This is a genomic window from Pedobacter sp. 05T44 (assembly GCF_056395985.1).
This window is the reverse complement of sequence record NZ_JBFTKO010000001.1, coordinates 787,372-814,012: the sequence shown is the minus strand read 5'-3', so window position 1 is coordinate 814,012 and position 26,641 is coordinate 787,372. Positions and strand designations below refer to the sequence as shown.

At 42.2% G+C, this 26,641-nt stretch carries 16 protein-coding genes; 8 read left to right on the top strand and 8 right to left on the bottom strand.

What is annotated here, in order from left to right; all coding sequences use genetic code 11:
* Window positions 1–33 precede the first annotated feature (33 nt).
* The 3 genes from AC1DDK_RS03310 to AC1DDK_RS03300 are packed head-to-tail and all read left to right on the top strand — an operon-like array spanning window position 34 to window position 3,705.
* Window positions 34–1,059 (top strand): galactose oxidase, encoded by a 1,026-nt coding sequence (locus AC1DDK_RS03310; protein ID WP_288879878.1) that lies wholly within the window; start codon window positions 34–36, stop codon window positions 1,057–1,059.
* Window positions 1,056–2,294 carry an MFS transporter gene (locus tag AC1DDK_RS03305; protein ID WP_288879880.1) on the top strand — a complete coding sequence of 413 codons (1,239 nt, stop codon included), beginning with the start codon at window positions 1,056–1,058 and terminating at the stop codon, window positions 2,292–2,294. The genes AC1DDK_RS03310 and AC1DDK_RS03305 overlap by 4 nt, the downstream gene beginning before the upstream one ends.
* A gap of 10 nt (window positions 2,295–2,304) precedes the next feature.
* Window positions 2,305–3,705 carry a sialate O-acetylesterase gene (locus tag AC1DDK_RS03300; RefSeq protein WP_288879882.1) on the top strand — a complete coding sequence of 467 codons (1,401 nt, stop codon included), beginning with the start codon at window positions 2,305–2,307 and terminating at the stop codon, window positions 3,703–3,705.
* A gap of 7 nt (window positions 3,706–3,712) precedes the next feature.
* On the opposite strand, the gene AC1DDK_RS03295 is transcribed toward AC1DDK_RS03300, so the two are convergent.
* Together AC1DDK_RS03295 and AC1DDK_RS03290 are read right to left on the bottom strand one after the other, a co-directional pair.
* Entirely contained in the window at window positions 3,713–4,264 is a 552-nt protein-coding gene (locus AC1DDK_RS03295) for a hypothetical protein (protein WP_477633835.1), read from the bottom strand.
* Between the two features lie 52 nt (window positions 4,265–4,316).
* Window positions 4,317–5,813 carry a sulfatase family protein gene (locus tag AC1DDK_RS03290; RefSeq protein ID WP_288879884.1) on the bottom strand — a complete coding sequence of 499 codons (1,497 nt, stop codon included), beginning with the start codon at window positions 5,811–5,813 and terminating at the stop codon, window positions 4,317–4,319.
* A gap of 151 nt (window positions 5,814–5,964) precedes the next feature.
* Here AC1DDK_RS03290 and AC1DDK_RS03285 point away from each other — a divergent pair, with 151 nt between their 5' ends.
* The 3 genes from AC1DDK_RS03285 (at window position 5,965) to AC1DDK_RS03275 (ending at window position 11,958) form a co-directional block, all read left to right on the top strand.
* Entirely contained in the window at window positions 5,965–6,282 is a 318-nt protein-coding gene (locus AC1DDK_RS03285; RefSeq protein WP_172660821.1) for a hypothetical protein, read from the top strand.
* Window positions 6,283–6,376: 94 nt separating this feature from the next.
* Entirely contained in the window at window positions 6,377–10,762 is a 4,386-nt protein-coding gene (locus AC1DDK_RS03280; protein ID WP_337715730.1) for a CusA/CzcA family heavy metal efflux RND transporter, read from the top strand.
* 8 nt (window positions 10,763–10,770) lie between these two features.
* A complete protein-coding gene (locus AC1DDK_RS03275) occupies window positions 10,771–11,958 on the top strand; it encodes an efflux RND transporter periplasmic adaptor subunit (protein WP_477633834.1) in 1,188 nt (395 codons plus the stop codon).
* Between the two features lie 50 nt (window positions 11,959–12,008).
* On the opposite strand, the gene AC1DDK_RS03270 is transcribed toward AC1DDK_RS03275, so the two are convergent.
* The 3 genes from AC1DDK_RS03270 to AC1DDK_RS03260 form a co-directional block, all read right to left on the bottom strand.
* A complete protein-coding gene (locus tag AC1DDK_RS03270; RefSeq protein ID WP_288879891.1) occupies window positions 12,009–15,644 on the bottom strand; it encodes a CheR family methyltransferase in 3,636 nt (1,211 codons plus the stop codon).
* Between the two features lie 72 nt (window positions 15,645–15,716).
* Window positions 15,717–17,126 (bottom strand): MFS transporter, encoded by a 1,410-nt coding sequence (locus AC1DDK_RS03265; RefSeq protein WP_288879892.1) that lies wholly within the window; start codon window positions 17,124–17,126, stop codon window positions 15,717–15,719.
* A gap of 81 nt (window positions 17,127–17,207) precedes the next feature.
* Window positions 17,208–18,245 (bottom strand): bifunctional transcriptional activator/DNA repair enzyme AdaA, encoded by a 1,038-nt coding sequence (locus tag AC1DDK_RS03260; RefSeq protein ID WP_477633833.1) that lies wholly within the window; start codon window positions 18,243–18,245, stop codon window positions 17,208–17,210.
* A 131-nt stretch (window positions 18,246–18,376) separates the two neighbouring features.
* Here AC1DDK_RS03260 and AC1DDK_RS03255 point away from each other — a divergent pair, with 131 nt between their 5' ends.
* The gene (locus AC1DDK_RS03255) at window positions 18,377–18,835 is read left to right on the top strand and encodes an SRPBCC family protein (protein ID WP_288879896.1); all 459 of its coding nucleotides are present in this window, start codon (window positions 18,377–18,379) and stop codon (window positions 18,833–18,835) included.
* A gap of 24 nt (window positions 18,836–18,859) precedes the next feature.
* On the opposite strand, the gene AC1DDK_RS03250 is transcribed toward AC1DDK_RS03255, so the two are convergent.
* The 3 genes from AC1DDK_RS03250 to AC1DDK_RS03240 all read right to left on the bottom strand — a co-directional run bounded on the left by AC1DDK_RS03250 (window position 18,860) and on the right by AC1DDK_RS03240 (window position 23,326).
* On the bottom strand, window positions 18,860–20,332 hold the full coding sequence (locus AC1DDK_RS03250; RefSeq protein ID WP_337715726.1) for a serine hydrolase: 1,473 nt from the start codon (window positions 20,330–20,332) through the stop codon (window positions 18,860–18,862).
* Window positions 20,333–20,701: 369 nt separating this feature from the next.
* Window positions 20,702–22,300 (bottom strand): solute:sodium symporter family transporter, encoded by a 1,599-nt coding sequence (locus tag AC1DDK_RS03245; RefSeq protein WP_477633832.1) that lies wholly within the window; start codon window positions 22,298–22,300, stop codon window positions 20,702–20,704.
* Between the two features lie 9 nt (window positions 22,301–22,309).
* A complete protein-coding gene (locus AC1DDK_RS03240) occupies window positions 22,310–23,326 on the bottom strand; it encodes a GntR family transcriptional regulator (RefSeq protein WP_172660813.1) in 1,017 nt (338 codons plus the stop codon).
* A 227-nt stretch (window positions 23,327–23,553) separates the two neighbouring features.
* On the opposite strand from AC1DDK_RS03240, the gene AC1DDK_RS03235 reads away from it, so the two are divergent.
* Window positions 23,554–26,637, top strand: coding sequence for a SusC/RagA family TonB-linked outer membrane protein (locus AC1DDK_RS03235; protein WP_477633831.1), 3,084 nt, complete (start codon window positions 23,554–23,556; stop codon window positions 26,635–26,637).
* Window positions 26,638–26,641: the final 4 nt, after the last annotated feature.

Sequence of the window (26,641 nt, the reverse complement as noted above, 5' to 3'; positions counted from 1 at the left end):
AACAGGTACTTTAATCTTCTTCTTATTTTTTTTATGACTATACTCTTAAATAAAGGGCTGGCGCAGCAGGTCTCCAGGTCTGGCTTATTATGGAGCAGCCTGCCGCCGGTTCCTGATCGCGTTGGTTTTGCAGGTTCTTTTGCCGGTGTTTCCAATGGCGCATTACTGGTTGCCGGTGGTGCAAATTTCCCCGATGGCGGTGCACCGTGGACGGGCTCTGCCAAGGCATGGCATGATCATATTTTTGTTCTCGAAAACCCAAAAGGGAAATGGAAAGAAGCAGGTAAATTACCCTATCCATTAGGCTACGGGGCTTCCATAAACTGGAAAGATGCCGTAATTATTCTTGGAGGCAGTAATGAAAAAGGCCACCGTGCAGAAGTGTTTATGCTGAATTATAAGAACGGGAAAATTGAAACCGTCAACTTGCCAAACCTGCCTCATGCAATTGCAAATACATCGGCGGCGCTGGTTGGAAGTGTAATTTATGTTGCCGGCGGAATTGAGAAACCAGATGATAAGGTTGCCGGAGCTAATTTCTGGGCATTGGATCTTAATGCAATTGAAAAGGGCTGGAAGGTATTGCCAACCTGGCTGGGCGCCCCACGAATGCTTAGCGTTGCCGGTGCACAAGGTGATGCATTTTACCTGTTTAGCGGGGTAGCACTGATCGATGGCAGCCGCGAGTATTTAAAAGATGCTTATCGGTATCAGCCCGAAACAGGATGGAAGAAGATAGCAGACCTTCCAACTTCGGTAGCGGCGGCTCCAACGCCTGCTTATGCTTTAGGGCAATCCTCATTACAAATATTTGGTGGCGATGATGGTAAACTAGCCGCAAGCGCAGTGGTATTAAAAGAAAAACACCCTGGCTTTTCAAATAGAATTTTAAATTATAATACGCTTACCAATACCTGGACGTCTGATGGAAAGGCATTTGCTACCCGGCCGCCTGTAACTACAACTTTAACAGTCTGGAACGGAAATGTAATTATTCCCGGTGGCGAAATCAGACCTGCAGTGAGAACCCCTAACGTATTAATCGCAACTTACAAATGAAGAATTCCAGACAAACTACCTCCTTCTACTCGTGGATCATTGTAGCCATGCTATGGATAGTGGCTTTTTTAAACTATCTGGATCGTATTTTAATTACCTCGATGCGCGATCCTATTGTTACAGATTTCAATTTAACTGATGCACAATTTGGATTGCTTACCTCTGTATTCTTATGGTCGTACGGTTTTTTAAGTCCTTTTGGCGGTTACTTTGCCGATAGGTACAGCAGAAAAAAGGTAATTGTTTTTAGTGTAATGGTTTGGTCGGTGGTTACTTTATGGACCGGCTTTACCACCTCATTTCACGAAATGCTGGCTGCCCGTTTTTTAATGGGCGTAAGCGAGGCTTGCTATATCCCTGCGGCACTGGCTTTAATTACCGATTATCATAAAGGAAAAACCCGTTCCCTTGCAACGGGCTTGCATATGAGTGGTTTATATGCAGGTCTGGCACTTGGTGGCTTAGGCGGATATATTGCCGAATTGTGGGGCTGGCGTTCCGGATTCCATGTTTTTGGAATTGTAGGTATTGTGTATTCCCTRATTCTGTTGTATGTGTTGAGGGACCATAAGCCTGATCCTGTTGTGGTTACAGAAGGAGAAGAAGAGGTAATGCCGAAAATTAGCCTTACAGGAGCTTTAAAAGTACTTTTTAGTGAAGCCTCTTTCTTTATCCTGTTGTTCTATTTTGCCATATTGGGTATTGTAAACTGGCTTGTTTATGGCTGGCTGCCAACGTTTCTAAAAGACCATTTTAACCTTAATCTTGGCCAGGCCGGTATTTCGGCAACAGGTTATATCCAGATCGGTTCCTTTGTGGGCGTAATTGTGGGGGGGATTCTGGCCGATAGATGGACCCGAAAAAATAACAGGGGCCGTTTGTACATGCTCATCATTGGTTTTACACTTGGTGCGCCTTTCTTGTTTCTAATGGCCTCTACAAATGTCTTCAGCATCGCCATTATTGCCATGCTTGTCTTTGGTTTGGCAAGAGGGTTTAATGACGCGAATTTAATGCCGATATTACGACAAGTGGCCGATGGAAGATACATCGCCACAGGTTATGGATTCCTTAATTTTCTAAGTACAATTATTGGTGGTTTAATGGTGTATGTTGGTGGTGCATTAAAAGATGCTCAGGTTGATCTTTCTATTGTTTATCAGGTTTCAGCAGTTGCAATGCTATTGGCCACATGGTCGTTATTTGCGGTGAAACTAAAAAAGAATAATGTATAAATTTAGTGGTATGAAAAAACATTTTATTGTCCTGGTATCTGTAATGCTTTTATGGAATACCACAGTCCTTAAAGCAAATGTAACCTTGCCGGCCATCATTTCCAGTGGCATGGTATTACAGCAGCAAAGCAATGTTACCTTATGGGGTACAGCCAAAGCCAATGCAAAAGTAACCGTACAGACCTCCTGGAACCAAAAAGTATACAACGTTAACACCACAAAGGAAGGAACATGGAGGCTGGCTGTAGCCACTCCTAAAGCCGGTGGGCCTTACAAAATTACTTTTAACGATGGCAGTAAACTGGTAGTGGATGATGTTTTTATTGGAGAAGTATGGTTGTGCTCTGGCCAGTCAAATATGGAAATGCCCGTGAAGGGATATGCCAATCAGCCAATTTTGAATTCTAACGAGATATTAATGGATGCCGATGAGCCGGGCATCAGGTTGTTCAGAGTAGAAAAGAAAATGTCTAAAACCCCGCAAACACAATTGGATGCCAAATGGGAAAGTGCCGATGCAGCCTCAGTTAAAGAGTTTAGTGCGGTTGGTTATCAATTTGCAAGGATACTTCAGAAAAGACTAAAAGTCCCTGTTGGGATTATCCAATCGGCATTTGGGGGTACAGACATCGAAGCATGGATGACCACAAGCAGCCTGCAGGGATTCAATGATTTTAAAATTCCGGCCGATACCGCTAAAATTGCCAAGAACAACCCGGGGGTATTATTTAATGCCATGATCAACCCGATTATTGGTTATTCCATTAAAGGCACATTATGGTATCAGGGAGAAAATAACAGGATGAACCCACTTACTTACGATAAAAAAATGGCGGCTATGGTTAAGCAGTGGCGACAGCTATGGAACTCCGGTGAATGGCCTTTTTACTATGTGCAGATTGCACCAAACGTGTATAAGGACCATGCGGATCAGATACCGCTTTTGTATGAAGCGCAATCAAGAGCAATGAAACTGATACCCAACTCCGGAATGGTGGTTAGTGTTGATGTGGGCAGTATGACTACCATCCATCCGCCTGATAAAACCATTATCAGTAAAAGGCTGGCTTATTGGGCACTTAACAATACTTATGGCAAACAAGGCATTGTATTCAGGGGGCCGGTTTATAAATCTTTAGAAATAACGGGCGACAAGGCGGTGCTGAGCTTTGATGAAATCCCCAACGGACTGACCGCTTATGATCAGAAGCTGATTTCTTTCGAGATCGCCGGTATTGATAAGGTGTTTTATCCAGCCGAAGCATTAATTAAAGGCAAAACGGTAGTAGTAAGCAGTGAGTCGGTTAAAAGCCCGGTCGCTGTTAGATATGCCTTTAAAGACAGAGCAGAGGGAAATTTGTATAACGTAGAAGGATTGCCTGCTGAACCCTTTAGGACGGATAGCTGGTAACCCAGCTTTATAACCCTGCCTGAAACTCAGTCCCTCTTATATAAACCTGGCCTGCTCTCTCCAGGTTTTCTTTGCTTTTAGTGGTGATCTTGATGATGTCGATGTCTTTTACAGCTCCTTTTAAAGAACCAAAATCACTTTCAGACAAAATATTAATATTTAGAATGTAATTCTCATCAATTTTAAGGTTGGCTATATTGCCCTTTACCAGGTCATTATCTATCATATACAAGGTGGCAGGCGATGGAGATTTTACATATTTGTTTTTGATCTCATCTAAGGTCATGAACCTGAATGCCCCGGGATTTTTAGTCATTACATAAACTTCACCGATTTTACTATCAGTACTTACATTAATGTTTTTAATTTCTTCCTGACTGAAGAGCGGAAGGCAGGAACCGATTAGCACACTATCCAGAAAATACTTAGGCTGGATTCCCGCTGGCAGCTTCTTAGCATCCTTTTCATAAACAACATTTACTTTATCAGATACCGGACTGGTTTGGCCTACTGCAGTTATAGCAAACAGGCAAAATGTAAACATKAATAATAACCTCATAATTTCCCCTTTAATAACGGAATATAAGGAATATTATCAAATAAATGTCAAATTATAAATTTTTTATAATTTGTTCGGCTTCCTCGTCCTTGTATTCGTGGGTAGCTGAGTTTAGCTTTTTCTTTAGATCGGCCATGACCAGTGCATATTCTTTAAGATCAGCCAGGTTCTTCAATTCGCCGGGGTCTTTTTTTACATCATAAAGCTCCCAGTAATTAAGCTTTCCATAGAAACGGATCAGCGTGTATTGATTGGTTCTGATGCCGAAGTGAGGGTTTACCAAATGCGGACCGGGGTATTCATAGTAGTGATAATAAACAGGCTTATCTGGTTTTCCGGTTTTGTTGCCTTTAAGCAAAGGCCAGAAAGATTTTCCTTGTATGTCGGCTGGTACTTTAGCACCTGCAATGTCCAATAAAGTAGGTGCCCAGTCTATGTTGGCCACTATATTGTTAATGGTACTCCCTGCTTTTACTTTACCGGGATATCTTACTATGAAGGGTGTTTTTAAAGATTCTTCGTACATAAAACGCTTATCGAACCAACCATGCTCTCCTAAGTAAAAACCCTGATCTGAGGCATAAATTACAATGGTATTTTTGCTTAGCGCTGCTTTATCAAGGTAATTAAGGATTTCACCGATATTCCGGTCCAGCGAATTTGCAGTAGCATAATAATCTTTCATATAACGCTGGTATTTCCAGGTGGCTAAGGCTTTGCCCGATGGTTTTTTCTGTTCAAAATCTTTGGTGACCTTTTGCTGGTAATAATCTGCAAAGGCTTTACGTTGAGTAGGGTTCATCCTTTTATAAAGATTGAAATTGTTAAAATCCACATTAACCTTTAGGTCGCGATCAAGTTCCATTGCTTTTGCAATGGTCATGTACTGCTGTTTGGCTGCGGGCCTTCCTTCGTATTCATCAAAAAATGTTGCGGGAAGCGGAAAATCTATATCATCATAAGCACCTAGATCCTGAATATCTGGTAACCATTCCCTGTGGGTAGCCTTTTCGCCTACTACCAAAAAGAAAGGCTTGCTTTTATCACGTGAGTTTAGCCATTGCGTTGCCTTATCGGTAATAATATTGGTAACATATCCCTCGGTTCGGGTGGTATCGTTGTTTTTATTGATAAAATCAGGGTTGTAATAAAATCCCTGGTCGGGCATAATTTCCCAATGGTCAAATGCCTTGCCCGGTAAAGTACCTAAATGCCATTTGCCAATCCATGCGGTCTGATAGCCGGCACTGCTCAATAGTCGCGGTAGCAGTTGCTGATCCACGTTAAACTTGCCGTCGTTTGCTTTGTAGCCGTTTATATGACTGTACTTGCCGGTTAAAAAGCAGGCTCTGCTTGGTCCGCATATGGAATTGGTAACCAGCTGATTTGTTAGCAATGCGCCTTCTTTGGCAAGCCGGTCTATGTTTGGTGTATGTGCTATTTTATTGCCATAGGCGCCAATTGCCTGATAAGCATGGTCGTCGGAAATAATTACAATGATATTGGGTTGATCTGATGGCTGTGGGGTAGCTTTGGTTTTTGACCCCATAAATTTTAGGCTTGCCAATATTGCAAGTATGCAGGCGACACTCCAAAAAATGACTGATCTTATCATATCTTCTTAAAAAGTAACAGGTTTGAATTTGTGGATAAGATACGGAATATTAGAATTTTTTATACTTTTGGAAAAATTGTTTGCTGTGAAATTCTTCAGTTGGCTTATTTGTTTGATCATTATTGTTGTGAGCTTTACGCCTTGCAAGGATTTCGCCAACGCCAAAGTTTCTGAACAGACCAGCGTTTCAAAAGCAGGGCATGCCGATGATCACAACAGCCTGGCAAATGACGATTGCTCTCCGTTTTGCGTATGCTGTTGCTGCAGTACACCAACGGTTGTAACGCAAACATTATTAACCAGTACGGTTTCATTGATTATTGATAAAGAGTATTCAGATATCGCTCCCGGCCATATCGCGTCTAATGATCCTTCAGTCTGGCAGCCACCTAAGTTAGGTTAATTTAAATTTCAGGTTTTATTGCACCGGATCTATCCTCATGGAATGATTCCGTTATGCATTGCCTTGTTTTTTCTTTAACCTAATTTAAAATTCAATGCTGAAAAAAATCATTCAGTTTTCTATACAGAACAAATTAGTTATAGGATTATTTACCCTCGCGCTTATTGCCTGGGGTGTATATTCGCTAAAACAATTACCTATAGATGCCGTACCCGATATTACAAATAACCAGGTACAGGTCATCACACTCAGCCCCTCTTTGGCTACTCAGGAGGTAGAAAGGCTCATCTCTTATCCGGTGGAGCAAACCATGTCTACCATACCCGAAATTGAACAGGTACGCTCTATTTCCAGATTCGGCTTATCGGTAGTAACCATCGTTTTTCATGATGATGTGGATATTTACTGGGCGCGCCAGCAGGTTAATGAAAAGCTTGCCGAAGCAAAGAACAACATCCCGGCAGGATTGGGGAATCCCGAAATATCTCCGATATCAACCGGACTGGGCGAAATATATCAGTATGTAATCCATGCAAAACCGGGCTTTGAAGAGAAATACAATGCCCGTGACCTGCGAAGTATTCAGGACTGGATTGTGAGGAAACAATTGCTGGGAACTCCCGGTATTGCCGAAGTAAACAGTTTCGGCGGTTTATTAAAGCAGTACGAAATTGCCCTTGATCCTGATAAGTTAAGAGGCCTTAATTTAAGTATTGCTGATGTTTTTACCGCTTTAGAATCCAGTAACCAAAATACAGGAGGTGCTTATATTGATAAAAAACCGACTGCTTATTTTATCCGAAGTGAGGGCTTAATTGGCAGTTTAGATGATATCAATAAAATAGTGGTTAAGAACAATGCCAATGGGATTCCGGTGCTTATCCGCGACATTGCCACCGTTCAGTTGGGCAGTTCTATCCGTTATGGAGCACTGACCAGGGCAACCTCCAAGGGCCATGGCGAAGCCGTTGGCGGTATCGTAATGATGCTGAAAGGTGCCAATGCCAACGATGTGGTTAAAAAGGTTAAAGCTAAAATAGAGCGGATCAATAAAACCCTGCCCGAAGGGGTTGTTGTTGAACCTTTTCTAGACAGAAGTGCATTGGTAGACCGTGCCATGGGTACCGTAGCTAAAAACCTTATAGAGGGAGCGTTAATTGTGATCTTTGTATTGGTGCTCTTTTTAGGGAACCTCCGGGCCGGATTGGTAGTCGCCTCGGTTATTCCGCTGTCCATGCTTTTCGCCATTTCGTTAATGAACCTCTTCGGGGTATCAGGAAACCTGATGAGCCTGGGTGCTATCGATTTTGGCCTGATCGTAGATGGGGCTGTAATTATCGTGGAAGCCACCATGCATATTTTGGCAGGCAATAAATTAGGCAGGGCCTATACCCAACGTGAAATGGATGCAGAGGTGGAGAAATCTTCTGTGCGTATGATGAGTGCTGCTGCTTTTGGTCAGATCATTATTCTGATTGTATATCTGCCCATTCTTGCGTTGGTGGGTATAGAAGGGAAAATGTTTGGCCCCATGGCGCAAACTGTTTCATTTGCTATTCTTGGCGCCTTCCTGCTATCGCTTACTTATGTGCCCATGGTATCATCGCTGGTATTAAGTAAAAAAGCAACGCATAAAAGGAATTTTTCTGACCGTATGATGGATTTCTTTCAAAGGAAGTATACACCGATTATACGTGCCGCTTTGCGTAAACGTATGGCTGTGGTGGCGTCGTCTATAATACTTTTAGCCATCAGTATATTGCTGTTTTTGAGAATGGGAGGAGAGTTTATTCCAACCCTCGAAGAAGGAGATTTTGCTGTTGAAACCCGTTTGCTTACCGGAAGCTCGCTTTCGCAGACCATAGATAAAGTAAATCAGGCATCTGATATCCTGGTTAAGAGATTTCCAGAGGTAAAAGAGGTGATCGGAAAGATTGGTGCAGCCGAGATTCCGACCGATCCAATGCCTATGGAGGCCTGTGATCTTACCATTATTTTAAAAGATAAAAAAGACTGGACAACCACTAATGACAGGGTAGAACTGGCCGAACTTATGGGTAAAGCCCTTGAGGATGTGCCTGGCGTAAGCTTTGGTTTTTCTCAGCCTATTCAGCTTCGCTCTAACGAGCTGATCTCGGGAGTAAGGCAGGATATCGGAATAAAAATCTTTGGAGATGACCTAAGTGCTTTAACCGATATTTCGCAAAAGATCGGCAAAATTGTTTCTACAGTTGAGGGTGCAAAAGACCTTTATCTGGAGCAGGCTACGGGTCTTCCGCAGATCGTTGTAAAGATCAACCGGGATAGGATTGCTCAGTATGGCTTAACCGTTGATAAGGTAAACCAAGCCCTTAATACCGCCTTTGCGGGCCAGTCTGCCGGAGTAGTTTACGAGGGTGAGCAGCGCTATGATATGGTGGTGCGCTTGTCGCAACAGAACAGGCAAGACATCAGCGATGTAAAAAATGTTTACGTATCGGCACCTAACGGCAATCAGGTTCCCCTTGATCAGCTTGCTGATGTAGAATTTAAGGTGGGGCCAAATCAGATCCAGCGTGAAGATACCAAGCGAAGGATCATTGTTGGATTAAATGTAAGAGGTCGCGATATTGCCAGTGTGGTAACCGAGATTGAAGAAAAGATCAACGCACAGATCAAGTTGCCAACCGGTTATTACATCACTTATGGCGGTCAGTTTGAAAACCTGAAAGAAGCAACTCAAAGGCTTTCTATTGCTGTTCCTGTTGCCCTGGCGCTAATCCTGCTTTTATTGTATTTCTCATTTGGATCGGTTAAGCAATCGGTACTTATATTTTCTGCCATTCCAATGGCGGCAATAGGTGGTATTTTTGCGCTGCTGCTTCGTGGAATGCCTTTCAGTATTTCTGCAGGAGTTGGTTTTATTGCGCTCTTTGGTGTTGCGGTATTAAATGGGATTGTACTGATCACCGAGTTTAACAGGCTCCGGAAACTTAATAAATATGGATTGGATGAAATTGTGCTTAAAGGTACAGCCATCCGCTTGAGACCAGTATTGATGACCGCAACCGTGGCTTCGTTGGGCTTTTTGCCTATGGCCATTTCAACAGCGGCGGGCGCAGAGGTTCAAAAGCCACTTGCTACCGTTGTAATCGGTGGTCTCATTACCTCTACTATTTTAACTTTAATTGTATTACCCGTGTTATATACTTATTTCGAAGGCTATAAACGTAAGCCTAAAACAGGTGTTCCAGTTGCAATAATTGTCGTTATTGCTTTGCTCACTTTTACCGTACCTGCTGCGGCAAATGCACAACAAACGTCTTTAAAAAGGATTCCGCTTACAATGGAACAGGCCGTGCAAACTGCTCTTAAAAACAACCAGGCCATGAAATCTTCAGGCCTTCAGGTAAATCAGCAACAGGCATTGAGAGGCAGTTCGACCGACTTAGGAAAAACCAATCTTGATGTGCAGTATGGACAAATTAATGGAATTAAAAAGGACAATAATTTTAGTGTTTCCCAGAGTATTCCGAATCCCGGACTGTTTAAAAATCAGCGTAATCTGTATGATGCGCAGATCAAGGGTGCAGAGATTAATGTGGCCGTTACGCAAAACGAACTGAGCTATCAGGTTAAAAGTACTTATATGCACCTTGCTTATTTTATTGCTTTAAAAGATCTGTATCAAAGTCAGGATTCCGTATACAGCAATTTCTTAAAAGCCGCTTCCTTAAGGTATGAAACAGGCGAGACGAACCTGCTGGAGAAAACCACTGCCGAAACGCAGTATAATGAAGTAAGAAATCAGATGAGTGAAAATGAATCAGATATACTGGCTTATACTTCTGAACTGCAGCGATTGCTGAATACGCAGCAACCCGTTGAAATTGTTAAGGATCAATTTACGCAGGCCGAATGGAATGTTGCAGCTGGCAATAGTGTTGGTGCAAACCCGCAACTTGCCCTGCAAAAACAGCAGATTGATATTGCCGATAAAGCACTAGGTGTAGAGAAAGCCCGTTCAGGACCTGATTTTACTGTTGGTTATTTTAACCAGTCCATTATCGGTACGCAAACGGTAAACGGACAGGACCAGTACTTTAATGGTGGTAAAAGATTTCAGGGGGTACAGGCAGGAGTGGCCATTCCGTTATTCTTTAAACCTTTTTCGGCCCGTATAAAAGCAGCCAGAATAGAAAAACAGGTTACGGAAAGTCAGTATGAACTTTTTCAGACCAATTTGCAGGGCGAATACAATAAGGCGAATCAGGCATTGCTTAAAAACTCACGGAGCATCGATTATTATAAAAAAAGTGCCCTGCCGAATGCCAACCTGATTTTGAAGCAATCGCAAATCGCGTTTCAAAACGGAGAGATCGGTTATGTAGAATATCTTCAGGGATTAAGGACGTATTCGGAAACACATTTTAGCTATTTGCAGGCTATCAATCAATACAATCAATCAGTTTATACACTTCAATACCTCAGTGGTTTATAATTAAGAAAATGAAAAGAACTATTCAAGTGACCATTTACGTCCTATTTGCTGCGGTTTTAACCTCATGCGGAGGGAATACACCGAAATCAGAAGAAACAACAGCAGTTAAAGAAACAGCAAGCGTAAACCATGAGGATGAAAATACCGTGGAATTTACCTCTGCACAATATAAGACTGCAGGCATCGCACTAGGGTCGCCGGAAATGAAAGATTTAAGTGGCTTGTTAAAGGTTAATGGCTTTATTGATGTGCCGCCACAAAATCTGGTTAGTGTTACTACGCAAATGGGAGGAATCGTAAAATCGACTCCGTTGCTGCAGGGAAGCACCGTTAGTAAAGGACAAGTGATTGCCGTTTTGCAAAATCAGGAATATGTCTTGTTACAGCAAGATTACCTGGAAAGCAAGAGCCAGCTGGAACTTGCCGATTCGGAATATAAGAGACAACAAACACTTGCAGAGCAGAATGTAAATGCAAAGAAAACATTGCAGCAGGCACGTGCGCAGTTTCAAAGTATGCTGKCAAGAGAAAGTGCGTTGAAACAAAGGTTGCAGCTGATCAACATTAATCCGGCAAGTTTGTCGGCCGCTAATATTAGGAGCCAGATCAATATTTATTCGCCAATTACGGGTTATGTAACTAAAGTAAATGTGAATACAGGAAAGTTTGTGAATCCGAATGATGCGATGTTTGAGATCGTAAATAGCGCTAATTTGCATGTTGAATTGAATGTATTTGAAAGAGACGCTTCGAAAGTTAGGGCAGGTCAACGGGTTCGTTTTTCTATGGCCAATGATACGGAAGAGCAAATTGCAGTGGTAGATTTGGTTGGTCGGGAAATTAATTCCGATAAAACGATTACTGTTCATGCCATTTCAAAAGGAAGCACCAGCTTTATTCCGGGAGCATACCTTAAAGCATATATTGAAACGGGTACTAGTAAAGTGCAGGCATTGCCGAATAGTGCTGTAGTTGATTTTGGAGGTAAGAAATACATCTTTGTTTCAGAAGGTTCGGAGAAACAAGGGATGTATTATTTTAAAATGGTAGAAGTAAGTATTGGGGTAAATGATGGCGGGTATTTAGAGGTCCAGATTCCGGAAGGTGTCGCTGTAAATGGAAAGGTGGTTTTAAAAGGAACTTATGATTTGCTGTCGAAATTGAAAAACAGTGAAGAGGCCGGGCACGGGCATTAGGGTAAAGTTGCCATGTTGCAAGCGAGTGTGCTACAGCACACTCGCTAACGCTATTTTATAGGTAGTGTAAAGTAAAATGTGCTGCCCTGGCCCAGGTTACTGTCAGCGCCTATTTTTCCATCATGTTTCTTGATGATTTCGGTACAGATGAATAAGCCTAGCCCCAGGCCAGAGTAAGCGGCATTTTTGCCATCTATCTGGTAATACCGTTCAAACAAATGAGGTATTTTTTCTTCAGGAATGCCGGGCCCTTTGTCGCTTACAGAAACCCGAATGTTCTCTTTTAGTTTGTCAATAGAAATGGTAATGTCTTTACTTTCGGGGGCATACTTAATGGCGTTATTCACAAAATTGATCACTACCTGACTAAGCCTGTCGCTATCTCCATAAATTTCCAGGGTTAAATCACCTGTGGTAATTATCGAATATTTATTTGCTGCACGAATGTGATAACACGAATCATCAACCATTTTAGCAATATTGAATTGCGTTTTGTTAAGCTCAAGATGACCCTGGTTAATCCTGCTGGCATTTAACAGGTCCTCTATTAATATACTTACTTTGTCTAAACTCCTGGTCGACATGGCAATCAATGAATTCAGCTTGTCAGAAAAGGAATCGTCCTTTAACCTGTTGATCAGCTGCATCGATGCTTTTAAGCTAGTCAGCGGTGTTTTTAGCTCATGACTGGCAATACTGATAAAATCATCTTTGTGTTGCAACAATTCTTTTATCGCCTGATCATGCATCTTTTGGGGAGTAATATCTAATGATGTTCCAACAAAGCGATAAGGCTCGTTTTTTGCATTAAAATACGCTTTACCCTTAAACTTAACCCATTTGAGTTTTTTATCTAGGTTTTCTGATGTTCTGAATTCCTTTTCGTACTCGCCATTATTGATGCCAGTGAGCGCTTGTTTCAGGGTTTTGTCTACATCAGCACGATCATCAACATGGATCATATTTATGAATTGCTGATAAGTGATGTCATGATTAGGCTTAAGGCCGAAAAGTTCTTTAGACCTGCCATCAAATATCAATTCGTCGGTAAGTGTATTGTAATCCCAGGTGCCTAAACCTGCGGCTTCTACGGCAAGTTTTAACCGTTCTTTACTTTCTTTAAATAGCAACTCCACTTCAGCCAGGCCTTGTTCAACCTTACGTTTATCCGTAATATCTTCAATTGCCAATAATATTAAGCCATCCAGTAGTCTTGAGTTTAAACTCATGATGCGCAGACCAATTGTTGGGAAAATATGGCTCACCTCAAAATCAGTTAAGATTTTTTTCTCCGGCAAGATGTTCTCCAGCAGATCGCGGAGTAGTGGAATGTTCCACTGCCGGTCACCAAGATCATAGAAATATTCACCTTCCGTTTCTTTTTTAGTGACATGAAACTTGGTGTAAAATCCATCCGTAGCCCTTTTTACCCTTAAATCCTTATCCAGAATAATCAACGGATCACGAATTGTATTTATGATGGCTTCTGTGTATACCCTTGCATTGTTTAGTTCCTGGTTACGTCCGGTGAGTTCATTGTTAATGATGTTGATCTCTTCGTTTGTGCTTTGCAGCTCTTCTTTTGAAGTTTCCAGTTCTTCGTTTAAGCTCTGTAGCTCTTCACTACCAGAAAGCAACTCCTCATTTGCGCTTTGCAGTTCCCCATGTGCCGCTTCCTGTTCTTCTGTTGCATTCCTCATTTCTGCCCTAAGCTGGGTTAGCTCCATTTCCTGCTGCTTTAACCTCAGGTCTTTGTCACTTTCAACCCGTTTTCCGGCTTTTGATAAAGGCCTTTTACGGACCGCTGAAAAACTGGTTTGGAACAAGACCAGGTAATGGACACTTTCAGGTTTTATAAGCGGGGTAACCTCTATATCAACAAATTCCTGCTGTTCATTCAGGTTAAAGATCACATTCTTTTTTCCCACAGGAGTTTGATTTTTCTTTGCCTGCTGCAATAAATTCCGGAGTTCAAAAACCAGGTCTTCCCTTGCCATTTTTAGCAGGTTTAAGCTAGCTCTTCCAGGGGACGGGGCGAGCCAGGCATCTGTTTTTCCTCTAAACTGAATAATGTCGAAGTTATCGCTTACCAGCACTCCAGAAGGTGAGAATTTAGCCAGTACCACCTGGTCGGCAAGTTTAGAAATATCCGGTTCTTCGGCTCCTTTACGTGCACTGGTGTCAACATTTTTAAAATTCTGCTCACTACCCTGTGTGGTTACCTGCATAATCCTGCCGGGAATGCCGATCCGCTGAAAAATTTTGCTTGCATGGTTGTATGGCAGAAAAAGATCTGAGTCTTTGCCAATACTTTCTGATTTTCCCAACAATAAAAAACCATGATTGGCCAGGGCATAATGAAAGGCCGTAATTGCTTTTTTCTGCAATACCGGTTCGAGATAGATTAAAACATTGCGACAGGCAATTAAGTCAAGTCTGGAGAAAGGTGGGTCTTTTAAGAAGTTATGATGTGCAAAAACACACATGTCCCGGATGCTTTTTCTGACCTGATAGTTGCCGTCAATTTTATTAAAGAACTGACGCAGACGAGACTCCGAAACACCCTCAATATCGGTAGGTCTGTAAACGCCGGTACGTGCTTTGTTAATTGCCGTTTCAGAAATATCAGTAGCAAAGATCTGTATTTTCATTGCAGAAGCTTTATCACCCAATTGTTCTGTTAAACAGATTGCCATAGAGTACGCTTCTTCTCCGGTCGCGCAGCCTGCAATCCAGATCCGTAAGGGTTCACCGTTTTTCTTCTGATCTATGATCGAAGAGAGCACAGTGGTACACAGGGTTTCGAAGATGTCCGGGTCACGGAAAAAATTAGTAACAGAAATGAGCATGTCATTGTATAGCGCGTCCTGTTCGTCCTTTTTTTCGCGCAGAACGGATAAATAGACTTCCGGTTTGTCAGTTCCCTTTAATGCCATTCTACGTACAATGCGCCTTTTTAAAGTGCTTGACTTATAGAATGAAAAATCTACCCCCCTGCGTACCCGAAGTAATGTAAGTATTTGCTTGAAAACCGCTTCGTCCCTTGAACCTTTATCTTCGGAGGGATTGATATGATTATTGTAAAAAGGTGCATTAATGGTAAGAAGATGCACTGCAATCTTTTCAGGGTTTAATACAAAATCTACTGTTTTAGCTTTTATCGCACTTGCAGGCATTTCGTTATACTCTGCAGAATCTTCATCCTGTGCAAAGGTGATTCCTCCATAGGCCTTAATTGCCTCTAAACCCAGGGTGCCGTCGTTTAATGAGCCCGATAAGACTACACCTATTGCATAACCCTGGTGCACAATGGCCAGTGAAGAGAAAAAGCGGTCTATTACTTTTACTTTATAGCGTTTATCGTCGAGTGATGAGAGTTTAAGCACTCCATCTGTAGCGGTTACGATCTTGTTTTCTGGGATAACATAAAAGTTGTCCGGTTCCAAATGGATGTCGTCTGTTATCTGATGTACGGGGATTTTTGATATTTTCTGAAGCAATTCCGGTAGGGAACTTTCATGATCAGGACTTAAGTGCTGAACAAATACGTAAGCTATTCCAGACTTCGGCGGGATGGCCTTTAAAAATCGACTTATGGCTTTTAGTCCTCCTGCTGAAGCCCCAATTCCCACTACAGGGAACTGATCATCAGAAATTTCGAGTTCTGTTTTTTTTAGTCTGGTCATGAAGTCAAATTCGACGACGATACACTTATCGCTGCCTACTCAAAGATATCAATATTAATGGTTATCCCGTCATTATTTGGCTTTAATGGGTTTAGGGATGAGGTAAAGCATGTATAATACTAAGCAAAGGCAGGCCATGTTGGCGGCAATACCATAATCGAAAGCTTTAAGGTAATCGGGGTTGGCCTTATTTGTGCTGATTTCGTAATAAAATACACCCCCCAAAATGCTGATCCCCAGGGCTGAAGCGGTTTGCTGGAAGGTGGAAAAGATGCCGGCAGCAACGCCTGCAAATTTTGCTGGGATGCTTCCTAATGCAATGGTAAGCAGAGAGGGTAGGACAAGTCCGTTGCCCAGACCGTAGAGTCCAATGAGTAAAATGACGTATAACCCGCTTACCTGCGGTTTAAAAATCAGGATCTGGAGCATAAAGGATACCATGATAAGGGCCACGCCCAATTGCAAGACGCGTTTCCCAAATTTAACGATCAGCTTAGACGCCAGCACTGCCGATATCATAAAAAGCACTGCATGCAATACGAAATACAAACCGCAATCTAAGGCAGATAAGCCAAGACCGTTCTGAAGATACACCGCGCTCATTAGTAGAAAGGCCGTATGCATCATGAAATGGAACAATACCGCGAGCAGGCCAATGTTGAATTCCCTTAGTTTAAAAAGCGAGACATCTATTAAAGGAGCGCTGTTAAGCAACAGCCTTTTCTTTTGATTGCGAATGAAGCAGGCAAAAATAAGGGCCGACGACAGTATCATGATTATACTCCACAAGGGCCATCCAGCTTCGCGGCCTTCTGCAAGCGGATAGATCAGGCAAAATAGTCCTGCAGTTAAAATCATTGCGCCGGAATAATCGAAGCTTTGCATGGTGTCTTTAACTGTCTCTGTTAGATACTTCGATATTGCCCATAACGCTGCAATTCCTATGGGAAGGTTTATCAAAAAGATCAACCGCCAGCCCTCAATTCCCAAGAAAGATTTGTCTACCAGGTATCCGCCCAATATCTGGCCTATAATAGCAGCAATACTGAGGGTAACACCGTACCAGCCTATTGCTTTTGCCCGCTCCTGAGGATCGGTAAACAGCACTTGTATAAAAGCAATGGATTGAGGAACCATGATAGAGGAGCTGATGCCCTGAAAGAAGCGGGCAATGTTAAGTTGGAGGGCCGTTTGTGTAATGCCACAGATGCAGGAGGTTAATGTGAAGAGGAAAAGGCCCCAGAACAGTACTTTCTTTTTGCCAAGGTAGTCTCCGGCGCGACCGCCAATGATCAGAAAAGCCGCACTTCCCAGCAAATAGCCTGCTATCACCAGCTGTACTTCTCCGTCGCTAGCATTCACTCCGGTTTTAATACCCGGTATTGCCATATTGATGATGAAAATATCTATTACATAGAGCATTGGCGCGGTTAAAACGATTACCAATGCAAGCCATTTTGAGTTATTTTTTTTCTTTTTCATGATAGTCTGGTCTTTTTTTTAGGCACGGCAGATCCCGCTCATTCTGATATGAATGAACGAAATGCATTTTTAATTAAGAAATCAGGAGTTTGATTTTTCGAGCTCGAGCAGCCACTTTTTTCTGGCCAGTCCACCGCCGTAGCCGGTCAAGCTTCCGTCAGTGCCAATTACCCTGTGGCACGGAATCAGGATTGAGATTCTATTCATTCCATTGGCATTTGCCACTGCGCGAACAGCTTCGGGTTTATTTAAAGCCAGGGCTTGTTGCTTATAATTGCGCGTGGCGCCATAAGGGATTTCCTGCAGAATTTGCCATACAGACTGCTGAAATTCTGTTCCGGGTGAAAACAGGGGCACTGAAAATTGTTTTCGGTTGCCAGCGAAATATTCATCAAGCTGCTGCTTTAGCAGATCGAAGTGGTGGTTGCTGCCCTGAATGATAGTGGCATTTAATTGTTTTGCGAGTGTTTTGAATTCCGTCTCCAGCATTTTTCGATCGGTAAACTCTAAAAKGCAGATGCCTTGTTTAACGGCGCAGGCAAACATAGTTCCCAGTGGTGTTTCTAATCGGGTGATATTAATGACCTGTTTATCTTTGCTGTTTAAAGGAGAAACGCCAAAGATCGCTTTAAAGGAATCACCAAAACCACTTAACGATTCATACCCGGCATCAAATGCGGCGGTGGTAATGGCTTGGCCATCCTGGATTCTTTTAAATGCAGAATTGATCCGAAACATCCGTTGGTAGGCATGAAAGGTAATGCCATGATTTTTAAGGAACCACCTTCTGATTTTGCTGGGCTCAATACCTTTTTGAATGAGGTCCCAGTCCTTAAATTTTAAAGATGGATCTGCGTTTAATTCGTCGAGGATCGATTTAATAAAATCAGGGGTCTCTCCAATTTTTTCAAGGGGGTTGCACACTTTACAAGGTCTGTAGCCTTTGCGTATGGCTTCGCTGGTCGTTTTAAAAAACTCCACATTTTCTGCCTTTGGTTTTCTTGCGGTACAGGTAGGTCTGCAAAATATGCCTGTAGTTTTAACTGCCGTTATGAAAGTCCCCTCAAAAGTGATGTCTTTTTTAAGGATGGCGTTGTACATGATTTCGTTGGTCAGCATTCTGTTTCTTTTTCTTCAAAATTAGCTTAGTTGGGTGTAGCGAACAACCGAAAACAGGACAAGTATTTTTTTGTTCTTAAACCTAAGCAGTTTTCTACAGACCTGGCGCGGATAATTGTTATATTTATAATATGGAGAAGGAAAATAAAATACCAAGCGTACAGGCGCAGATGCTAATCAGAAGGCCGGTGGCTGTAGTATTTGAAGCATTTGTTGATCCTGAGATCACCAAGCATTTTTGGTTTACCAAAGGAAGTGGCAGGCTAGAGCAGGGCAAAACAATTACCTGGGAATGGGAAATGTATAGTGTTTCCAGCGCTGTGCGGGTTAAAGAAATTGTGCCGAATAAAAAAATAGCTGTTGAGTGGGATCAATATTCAACTCCCGTAGATTTTGAATTTGAGGCATTGACTGAAGGCACTACGTATGTTACCATTACGCAGTATGGTTTTCAGACAACCGGTGATGAACTGCTTGCAGAGATCAACGGCGCAAGCGGTGGCTTTACTACTGTGGTAGATGGGCTGAAGGCTTATCTGGAGCATGGCATCAATCTGAATCTAATAGCAGACAAGTTTGCGAAAAATTAAGGGATTTTATCAAATTCCAGATCGTCAAAGAGGAAGTCGTTTGAATCGATGTTTAGCTTGAACCCGGTTATTTTTTTTTTCCGTATCCCTTATAAAAATTACTTCACCCTCGGGTACAAAGGGATCGTTAAAGATGATTTTGCAGTGATCTGCGTCTATGTGATGTAAAAAGCCCGAAAAGAGCTCCTTTGTGGGAAGCAATTCCAGAAAAGGTTTTCCTTTTTCTCGTCTGATCACCGCTTTGCCATAAGCTATGTCTTCGTATTCCCCTTCATAGCGGCTAAAATTGGGTATTGAAGCACTCTTTTTAGGCTGAGGTTTTCTTTTCTTATCCCAATCGAAAACGGTGTTTTTTCCAGACATTTCTTTGTCGGCTTCTTTCCAGTCAAATGTGTTATTTCGRGTCATGTAGCCGGTAATTGCTTTGACCAGCTCATCGTTGATCTGAGATATTTTGTTGGTAAGGATGACTATTCCAGAGCTGCTGTCGGGAAGCAACACTACGCTGGATATATAACCCGGCATCCCACCGTTGTGGTTAATTACTTTACCGTTTTTGGTGTGTTTAATATACCAGCCTAGTCCATAGCCATCGTCTTTATTAATGGAGAACAGTGTTTTGACACTTGTTAAGGTATTAATGGTGCCATCGGCTAATATGGTGGTGTCATCAATTCGGCCATGTGCAAGCAGCATCTGCATCCAGATCAGCATGTCGTCGATATTTGAATCTACACCGCCCGCAGGGCTGATGTTGTACATGTTGAGTGGTTTAATCGGTTTATTCTGGATGTGTGGCAGGGCAAAATTACTTTCGCTGGTTATGGAATCCCTGTTGGTAGCGGTGCCCGTCATTTTGAGGGGGTTGAAAATCCTTTCTTTTAAAAATTCGTCCCATGTTTTTCCGGTAACGGATTCAACAACAAGCCCCGCTACAAGGTACATGATATTCTGGTAAGCAAAATCTGTGCGGAAATTGGTTCGGATTGGTGAGTAACGGATTAACCTTGCGATATCTTGTCTGGTATTTTTTGTGCCGTACCAAAGCAGGTCGCCATCAAATGTTTTTAAGCCAGATCTGTGACTTAAAATATCGGTAATGGTAACTTCTTTGGTAATCCATGGGTCGCTCAATTTAAAATCCGGGAGGTATTTAATGACTTTGTCATCCCAGTTGATTTTTCCATCATCTACAAGTATGCCCAGTGCAGCTGCGGTAAAGGCTTTTGTGCAGGATGATATGGGGAAAATAGTTTGGGTGTTTACCGGAAATCCTTTTGCTGTGCTGGTTACACCATATCCTTTTTTAAAGATTACTTTATTGTTTTTGATTATGCCGATGGCAAGGCCAGGGATTTTGTAGTCGGCTACCTGTTTTGCAATAAACTGATCGAGATGGGTTGAATCTGTTTGTTGGCTAAAAGAAAGGTATGGGACAAGCAAAAGCAGGATTATAAAGATCTTTTGGATGGTTGTGGTTAATGACTTGTGGTTCATTGGTTTAGGGCTTGTATATCAAATATACATAAATCTGTAATTGTGTTGTTTTGATTAGTAAGGCTTGGGGATTTCCTAACGTCGAGATAACGGGAATGTGTGAGATCCCTCAGCCTATGGAAGTTTAGCGCATAAAGAATTGCTTCAGCAGATCAACTCAATTGTGGGAATTTTGCCAGAGAAGTGCAGTGCAGTTTATAAACTCAGCAGGGAAGAAAAAAACCTGAGTCACAAAGAAATTGCCCAAAGGCTGAACATTCGACAAAGACGGTTGACAACCATATGACCAGAGCATTAAGTCAGTTGCGCAGTTCTCTTGGCGGTTTGCTTACTGTGGAAGTGCTTACCTGACTGTTGAAAACCGTTAATTTAGGTTGCAATTCCTGATCTGGAGAACAGCACAAATAAAAGAATCATGATCAGTAATAGCAGCCCGTTAACCCAGTGGCGGTTCTTCCATGGTTTTAGATCTACAACCTGTTTGTTCTGTGCCATATAAGCCTTTTCCATAGGAAACAGTTTTCCGATGATTAGCATGATGGTGGTTGTTAGTAAAAAGAGGATGGCCAAGATATGCAGGAAGTGGATGCCTGTATCGAATACAATCTGAGTAAGGATGTAGCCGGTAAAACAAAATCCAAGACCTACTTTAGCAGCGATCGGAGGAACTTTTTTAGTTACAAAGCCTACAAACATAATGGTGAAAATGGGGATGCTGAAGGCCGCATTTATCTTCTGCATAAAGGTGTAGAAGGTATCGCTTGAGAAAATGATTAGCGGGGCAATGAACATAGCCAGTAAAGAGGCAAACATCTCAAATCTTTTAGAGTTTCTTAGCAAATCGGCTTCTGTAACGKTTCTTCCTTTCTTCTCTTTAAAAGGTTTGTACAAATTTAAGGTGAACAGGGTGCTGGCGCTGTTTAAACCAGGCGAAAAGGAAGTGATTGCAGCGCCAAAAATAACTGCGGCAATAAAGCCACTTAGTATGGGCGGAGATACATCACTTACCACCCTTGAAAATACCTCGGTAGTGTTTTGCATGCTGCTGTACATATGAACGGCAATTATTCCGGGCAAAATAAAAAGCAGGGGCCCAAGCAGCTTTCCGGCACAGGCAAGGGCAATGCCTTTCTGGCTGGTTTCGAGATCAGACGACGCCAATGCCTGTTGCACAATAACCTGTTCAGTTCCCCAATAAAAGAGGTTCATCAGGATCATGCCTGTAAATATGGTAGAAAAAGGGACTGCATCTGCAGATGTCCCTATGGAATTAAAATGTTCCGTTTTTGAAGTGAGGATGGTGTGTATGCCTTCCTGAAGGTTACCGTTGCCTACATGGCTTAGTCCGAAGTAAGCCAGTAATAATGCTCCGGTAAACATACAGATGCCTAAAACCAGGTCAGAGATCACGATGGCCTTTAAACCTCCCAGAATAGAATATAAACTGCCGACCAGACCTATGCACCATACCAGAATCCAGATGCTGCTTCCATAACTGATGTGCCATATATCAGAAAAATGAAACAAGCCATTCAATGCTACAGCGCCACTGTAAAGCACAATAGGAAGCAGATTTACCATGTAGCTGATCAGGAACAGGAAGGAAACCAATTTCTTTGTTCCCGGATCATACCTGTTTTCCAGAAAATCGGGAGTGGTAGACATGGCACCCTTTAAATAAACGGGGATCACAAATTCAGAAACAACCAGCATGGCAAATACTGAGCTTATTCCCCAGGCCATTACCGTCATGTTGTTCACATATACCGATTCACTGCTGCCAACAAATTCTGCGGCGCTGATGTTCGTAAAAAACAAAGCACTGCCTACAGCGGTAAAGCTTAAGGTTCGGTTGGCCAGAAAGAGACCTGCAGAGGTAGTTATTTTATGCCTTCTGGTTTTGAACCAGGAAATCACCCCTACAAGAAAGGTAACAACAATAAAGGTGATAAAGGCTGTCGCATTCATTTTTGCAGGTTATAGCGATTTTCTTCTGATCAGTACGGTAGGAATTGTTTCCTGTACTTTTTCCTTTTTCAATACCGCCTGCGCCACTTTTATACCCATTAAAGAGAAATCTGCAGAGTAGGTGGTGATGCCACCACCAATGATTTCTTTAACCACCTCGTCGTTGTGCGACAGGATGCCTATGTCTTTGCCAGGCTGTAACTGTTTTGCCTCGCAATCTTTAAGTATTTTCCATATTTCGGAGTTGTTTAGGGTAAAATAAACCTTTCCCTTTTCTACGCTGCCGGGCTCATATTCGTTTAATATCCTGGCGTTTACCTTAAAATCTTTAGTGAATTTTTTAAATGATTTAATGATCTCAACCGGATCCAGAGAGCCAGGTACGTGGAAAAAGATCATTTCATCAAATTTCTTTATGGTATCTGCCAATTCTGCCAATATTCTATAGGTAGACTGTTCAAATTCCTGAGTAATGTAGTTGAACTCGCCTTTAAGCGGTTCATAGCGGTCGAACATAATGAACTTGTTGCTCGGCAGCATGTCCAGCAGATGTTTGGTTTTTGGATGTGGTATAGGTGAAATCACATACACCCCATACTTTCCTTTAATCATGTTCAGCATGGTTTCGAACATGGTGATGTTGCCATGGTGAAAAAAAACATCGATATGTACATTTGGCCCCAGTTCATTTCTGAAGTTCCGGTAGAACTGCTCCTGAAAGGAGTCGATAAGGTACATAAGCAGTGCCACCTTTAAGGTTTGTTCAGTATCGTCATTTGCAACAAAATAGCCAAGTCTGTTTTTTGACTCCACTATTCCGCGGCTGATGAGTTCTCTGTATCCTTTCATTACGGTTTCCCTTGCAAAACCAAGTTCCTTGATCAGGACGTTTATAGAAGGCAGCGCCTCTCCTTTAGAAATGATTCTTTCGTCGATAGCATTAATTATACCCTGTACAAATTGCTCGTGTTTGGAAAAGGATGGTACTTCTTCAAGTTCCTGTATTTTTTCAAAAATGGTTATCATATTGATAGGTTGGGCTACACTAGTCTATAGGTATAAAAAATGTTTGTTTTAGTTTTTATTTCACAAGGTAATAATTTTTAGTTAATCATTAAATACAAATTAAGGCACTTATGAAAGTAAAATTTGCAATTATAAAAAAACTTCCTTTATATTTACTTAATAATAGAACAGCATAGACTAGACTAGAAAGAAAAACTGTTCTATTCCTAACCAAAACATAACCAAATATGAACGTGAAACTTACTATCGAAAAGTTGGGCTATCCTGATTTTCTCTGGAAAAAGCTTATTCTATTACTGCTCTTTTTTGTTTTTTGTGCCCAGGCATTTGCTCAGCAGCAGATCACCGGAAGGGTAACAGACAATAATAGTGGCTTGCCCAATGCCACGGTACGTGTAAAGGGCACGCAGCTTGGCACCAAAACAGATGATGAAGGGAAATTTAAACTGAGTGTCCCGGATAATGCGGTGTTGATTTTCAGTTATATCGGTTTTACCGATCAGGAGATAGCTGTGAACGGCAGGAAGCACATTGAAGTGCAGCTAACAGAAGCAGCAGGCTCCGGACTGAACGAGATCGTTGTTGTAGGTTATGGTACAAAAAAACGTGCAAACCTGACAGGAGCTGTGTCAACAGTTAGTGGTGCGGAACTGGGCAAATCACCATCAAGCAATTTAACCAACTCTATCGCAGGTCAGGTTCCCGGGCTAATTGTAAATGCCCGAAGCGGCGAACCGGGTAACGACAATGCAGATATATTTGTTCGTGGAAAGGGTACGCTTGGTAATTCAGGTGCTTTGATAGTTATTGATGGAATTCCGGACAGGGCAGGCGGTTTCGCCAGGTTAAATCCGGCGGATATAGAATCATTTAGTATAATAAAAGATGCAAGTGCTGCTATTTATGGTGCAAGAGCAGCTAATGGTGTTATTCTGATTACAACAAAAAGAGGCAAGTCGGGCAAGCCTGTACTTACACTTGGAACCAACTGGGCCAGCACCCAGCCAACACGCGTTCCTCAGATGCTGAGCTCATATCAATATGCGCAGGCAACAAACGAATACGATGCCTTAGTGGGGCAACAACTTACATGGACAACAGAAGCTATTGAAAAATTCCGTAATGGGTCAGATCCCTTAGCTTTTCCAAATACCAATTGGTGGGATGCAGTGATGAAAACACGTGCATTACAACAAAATCACATCATGTCACTAAGTGGAGGAACAGATAAGGTAAGTTATTTTTTTTCGGGCCAGCACCAGAAACAAGACGGAATTTACAAGCAGGATGCAGCTTATTATAAGCAAGATCAGGCAAGGGCAAACGTGGATGTGAATGTGACCGATAACTTTAAAATCGGAGTTGATGTATCGTACCGTAATGAATTTCGCAATGCTGCAAAAAATGGTTATGATGCTGGAAGTATTTTTAGAGAATTATGGTTAGCCTATCCATACTTAACCCCTGTTTATAGCAACGGACTTGTTGGTGTAGGTATTGGTGGCGGCCCCGATAACAGCATGATGTATGTTACCTCTGGCGAAGCAGGATACCAGCGGTTTACTACCGATTATCTGCAAACAAAAGCATCATTTAGCTGGAAACTGGACAAAATTACACAAGGACTATTTGTAGATGGTTATTACGCTTATGACAAAACCCTATCTAAAACAAAATCCTTTACCAAAACGCCGCCACCGGCATATAGGTATGATCCCGCTACAAAAGACTATGTAAAGGTAACCTCATCAATAGCACCATCGCTTATTGAACAAAGAGGCAACATTGGCGAGAGGTTGCTCAATTTAAAACTGGGATATTCAAAAACCATCAGTGATCATAGCTTTGATGCCTTCGTGGCCTTTGAGAGCTTTAAGGGKAATACCGATATCATTAATGCTTCAAGGTCAAATTTCTTGAGTAACAGTCTGGATCAGTTGTCAGCAGGAAGCCTTATTGGTMAGCAAAACTTTTCTGATGCTGCAGAAGCTGCCCGTATCAATTACATCAGTCGTTTATCTTACAATTATAAGAGTAAATACCTGATTGATTATACTATGCGCTACGACGGTTCACAAAACTTTCCTGAAGGAAAACGCTATGGATTTTTTCCAGGAGTTTCTGCAGGATGGCGTATTTCGCAGGAAGACTTCTTTAAATCGGAAGTGATCAATGAGTTAAAATTAAGAGCATCTTGGGGTAGAACCGGTAATGATAGGGTGAGTGATTTCAATTACCTGCAGACCTATTTGCTGGGTACTGGTTATGGTTACTCACTAGGATCGGGAGCTTCACAGGTTTCTTCATTGGTACTTGGGCCAACGCCCAATCCTAACATCACCTGGGAGCTTGCTACCACTAGCGATATCGGTTTAGAATCACAATTCTTTAATGGTAAACTGGGGGTTAATGTAGATGTGTTCAGGTCTATGCGTTCCAATATCCTGATCACCAGAAGTGAATCAGTTCCGGGATATACCGGGCTGACCCTGCCAAATGAAAACTTAGGAAAAGTATTGAGCCGTGGTATTGAGCTTGAAGCTACGCACAATAACACTATCGGCAATTCCTTTGCCTATAACATCAGGGGTAACATCACATTTGCAAGGAACAAGGTGATCTTTATGGACGAGGCGGYGAATATCCCCGAGTACCAGCGTAAAACCGGTATCCCTATTGATTCCTGGTTCCTGTATCAATCAGATGGCATCTATCAGAATCAACAGGAAATTGATAATAGTCCACATCCGGCAGGAACAGGCATAGGCGACATCAGGTATAAGGATGTAAACAACGATGGTGCTATAAACGACCTTGATAAAGTGAGAATGCCGTTGGTACGCACGCCGGAAATCATGTTTGGTTTGGCCTTAGGCGGATCATGGAAAAACATAGATGCTTCCGTTTTCTTCCAGGGGCAGGCCAGGGCTAAATCATACCTGGCGCCTGCAGGCTTAAATATGGTAACCGAATTTTTTGATGAGAGATGGCAAAAACCGGGTGATACCAAGTATCCGAGAAACTTTAGCGGCCCAACCGGAAGAACTTTTGGGGTAAATACATTTGAATCTGATTTTTGGTTAAGAGATGCATCGTTTGTAAGGCTTAAAAATGTAGAGGTAGGATATACTTTGCCAAAATCGGTGTCCGAAAGATTAAAAATGCAGAGCGCAAGGATTTATATCAGCGGAACAAACCTGTTTTCTATTGACAAGTTCGGGCCGTCATTTGATCCGGAAGTGCCAACCAATTCAGGGCAATACTATCCACAACAGCGTTTAATCAATATTGGCGCAAACATCACATTTTAAAAAC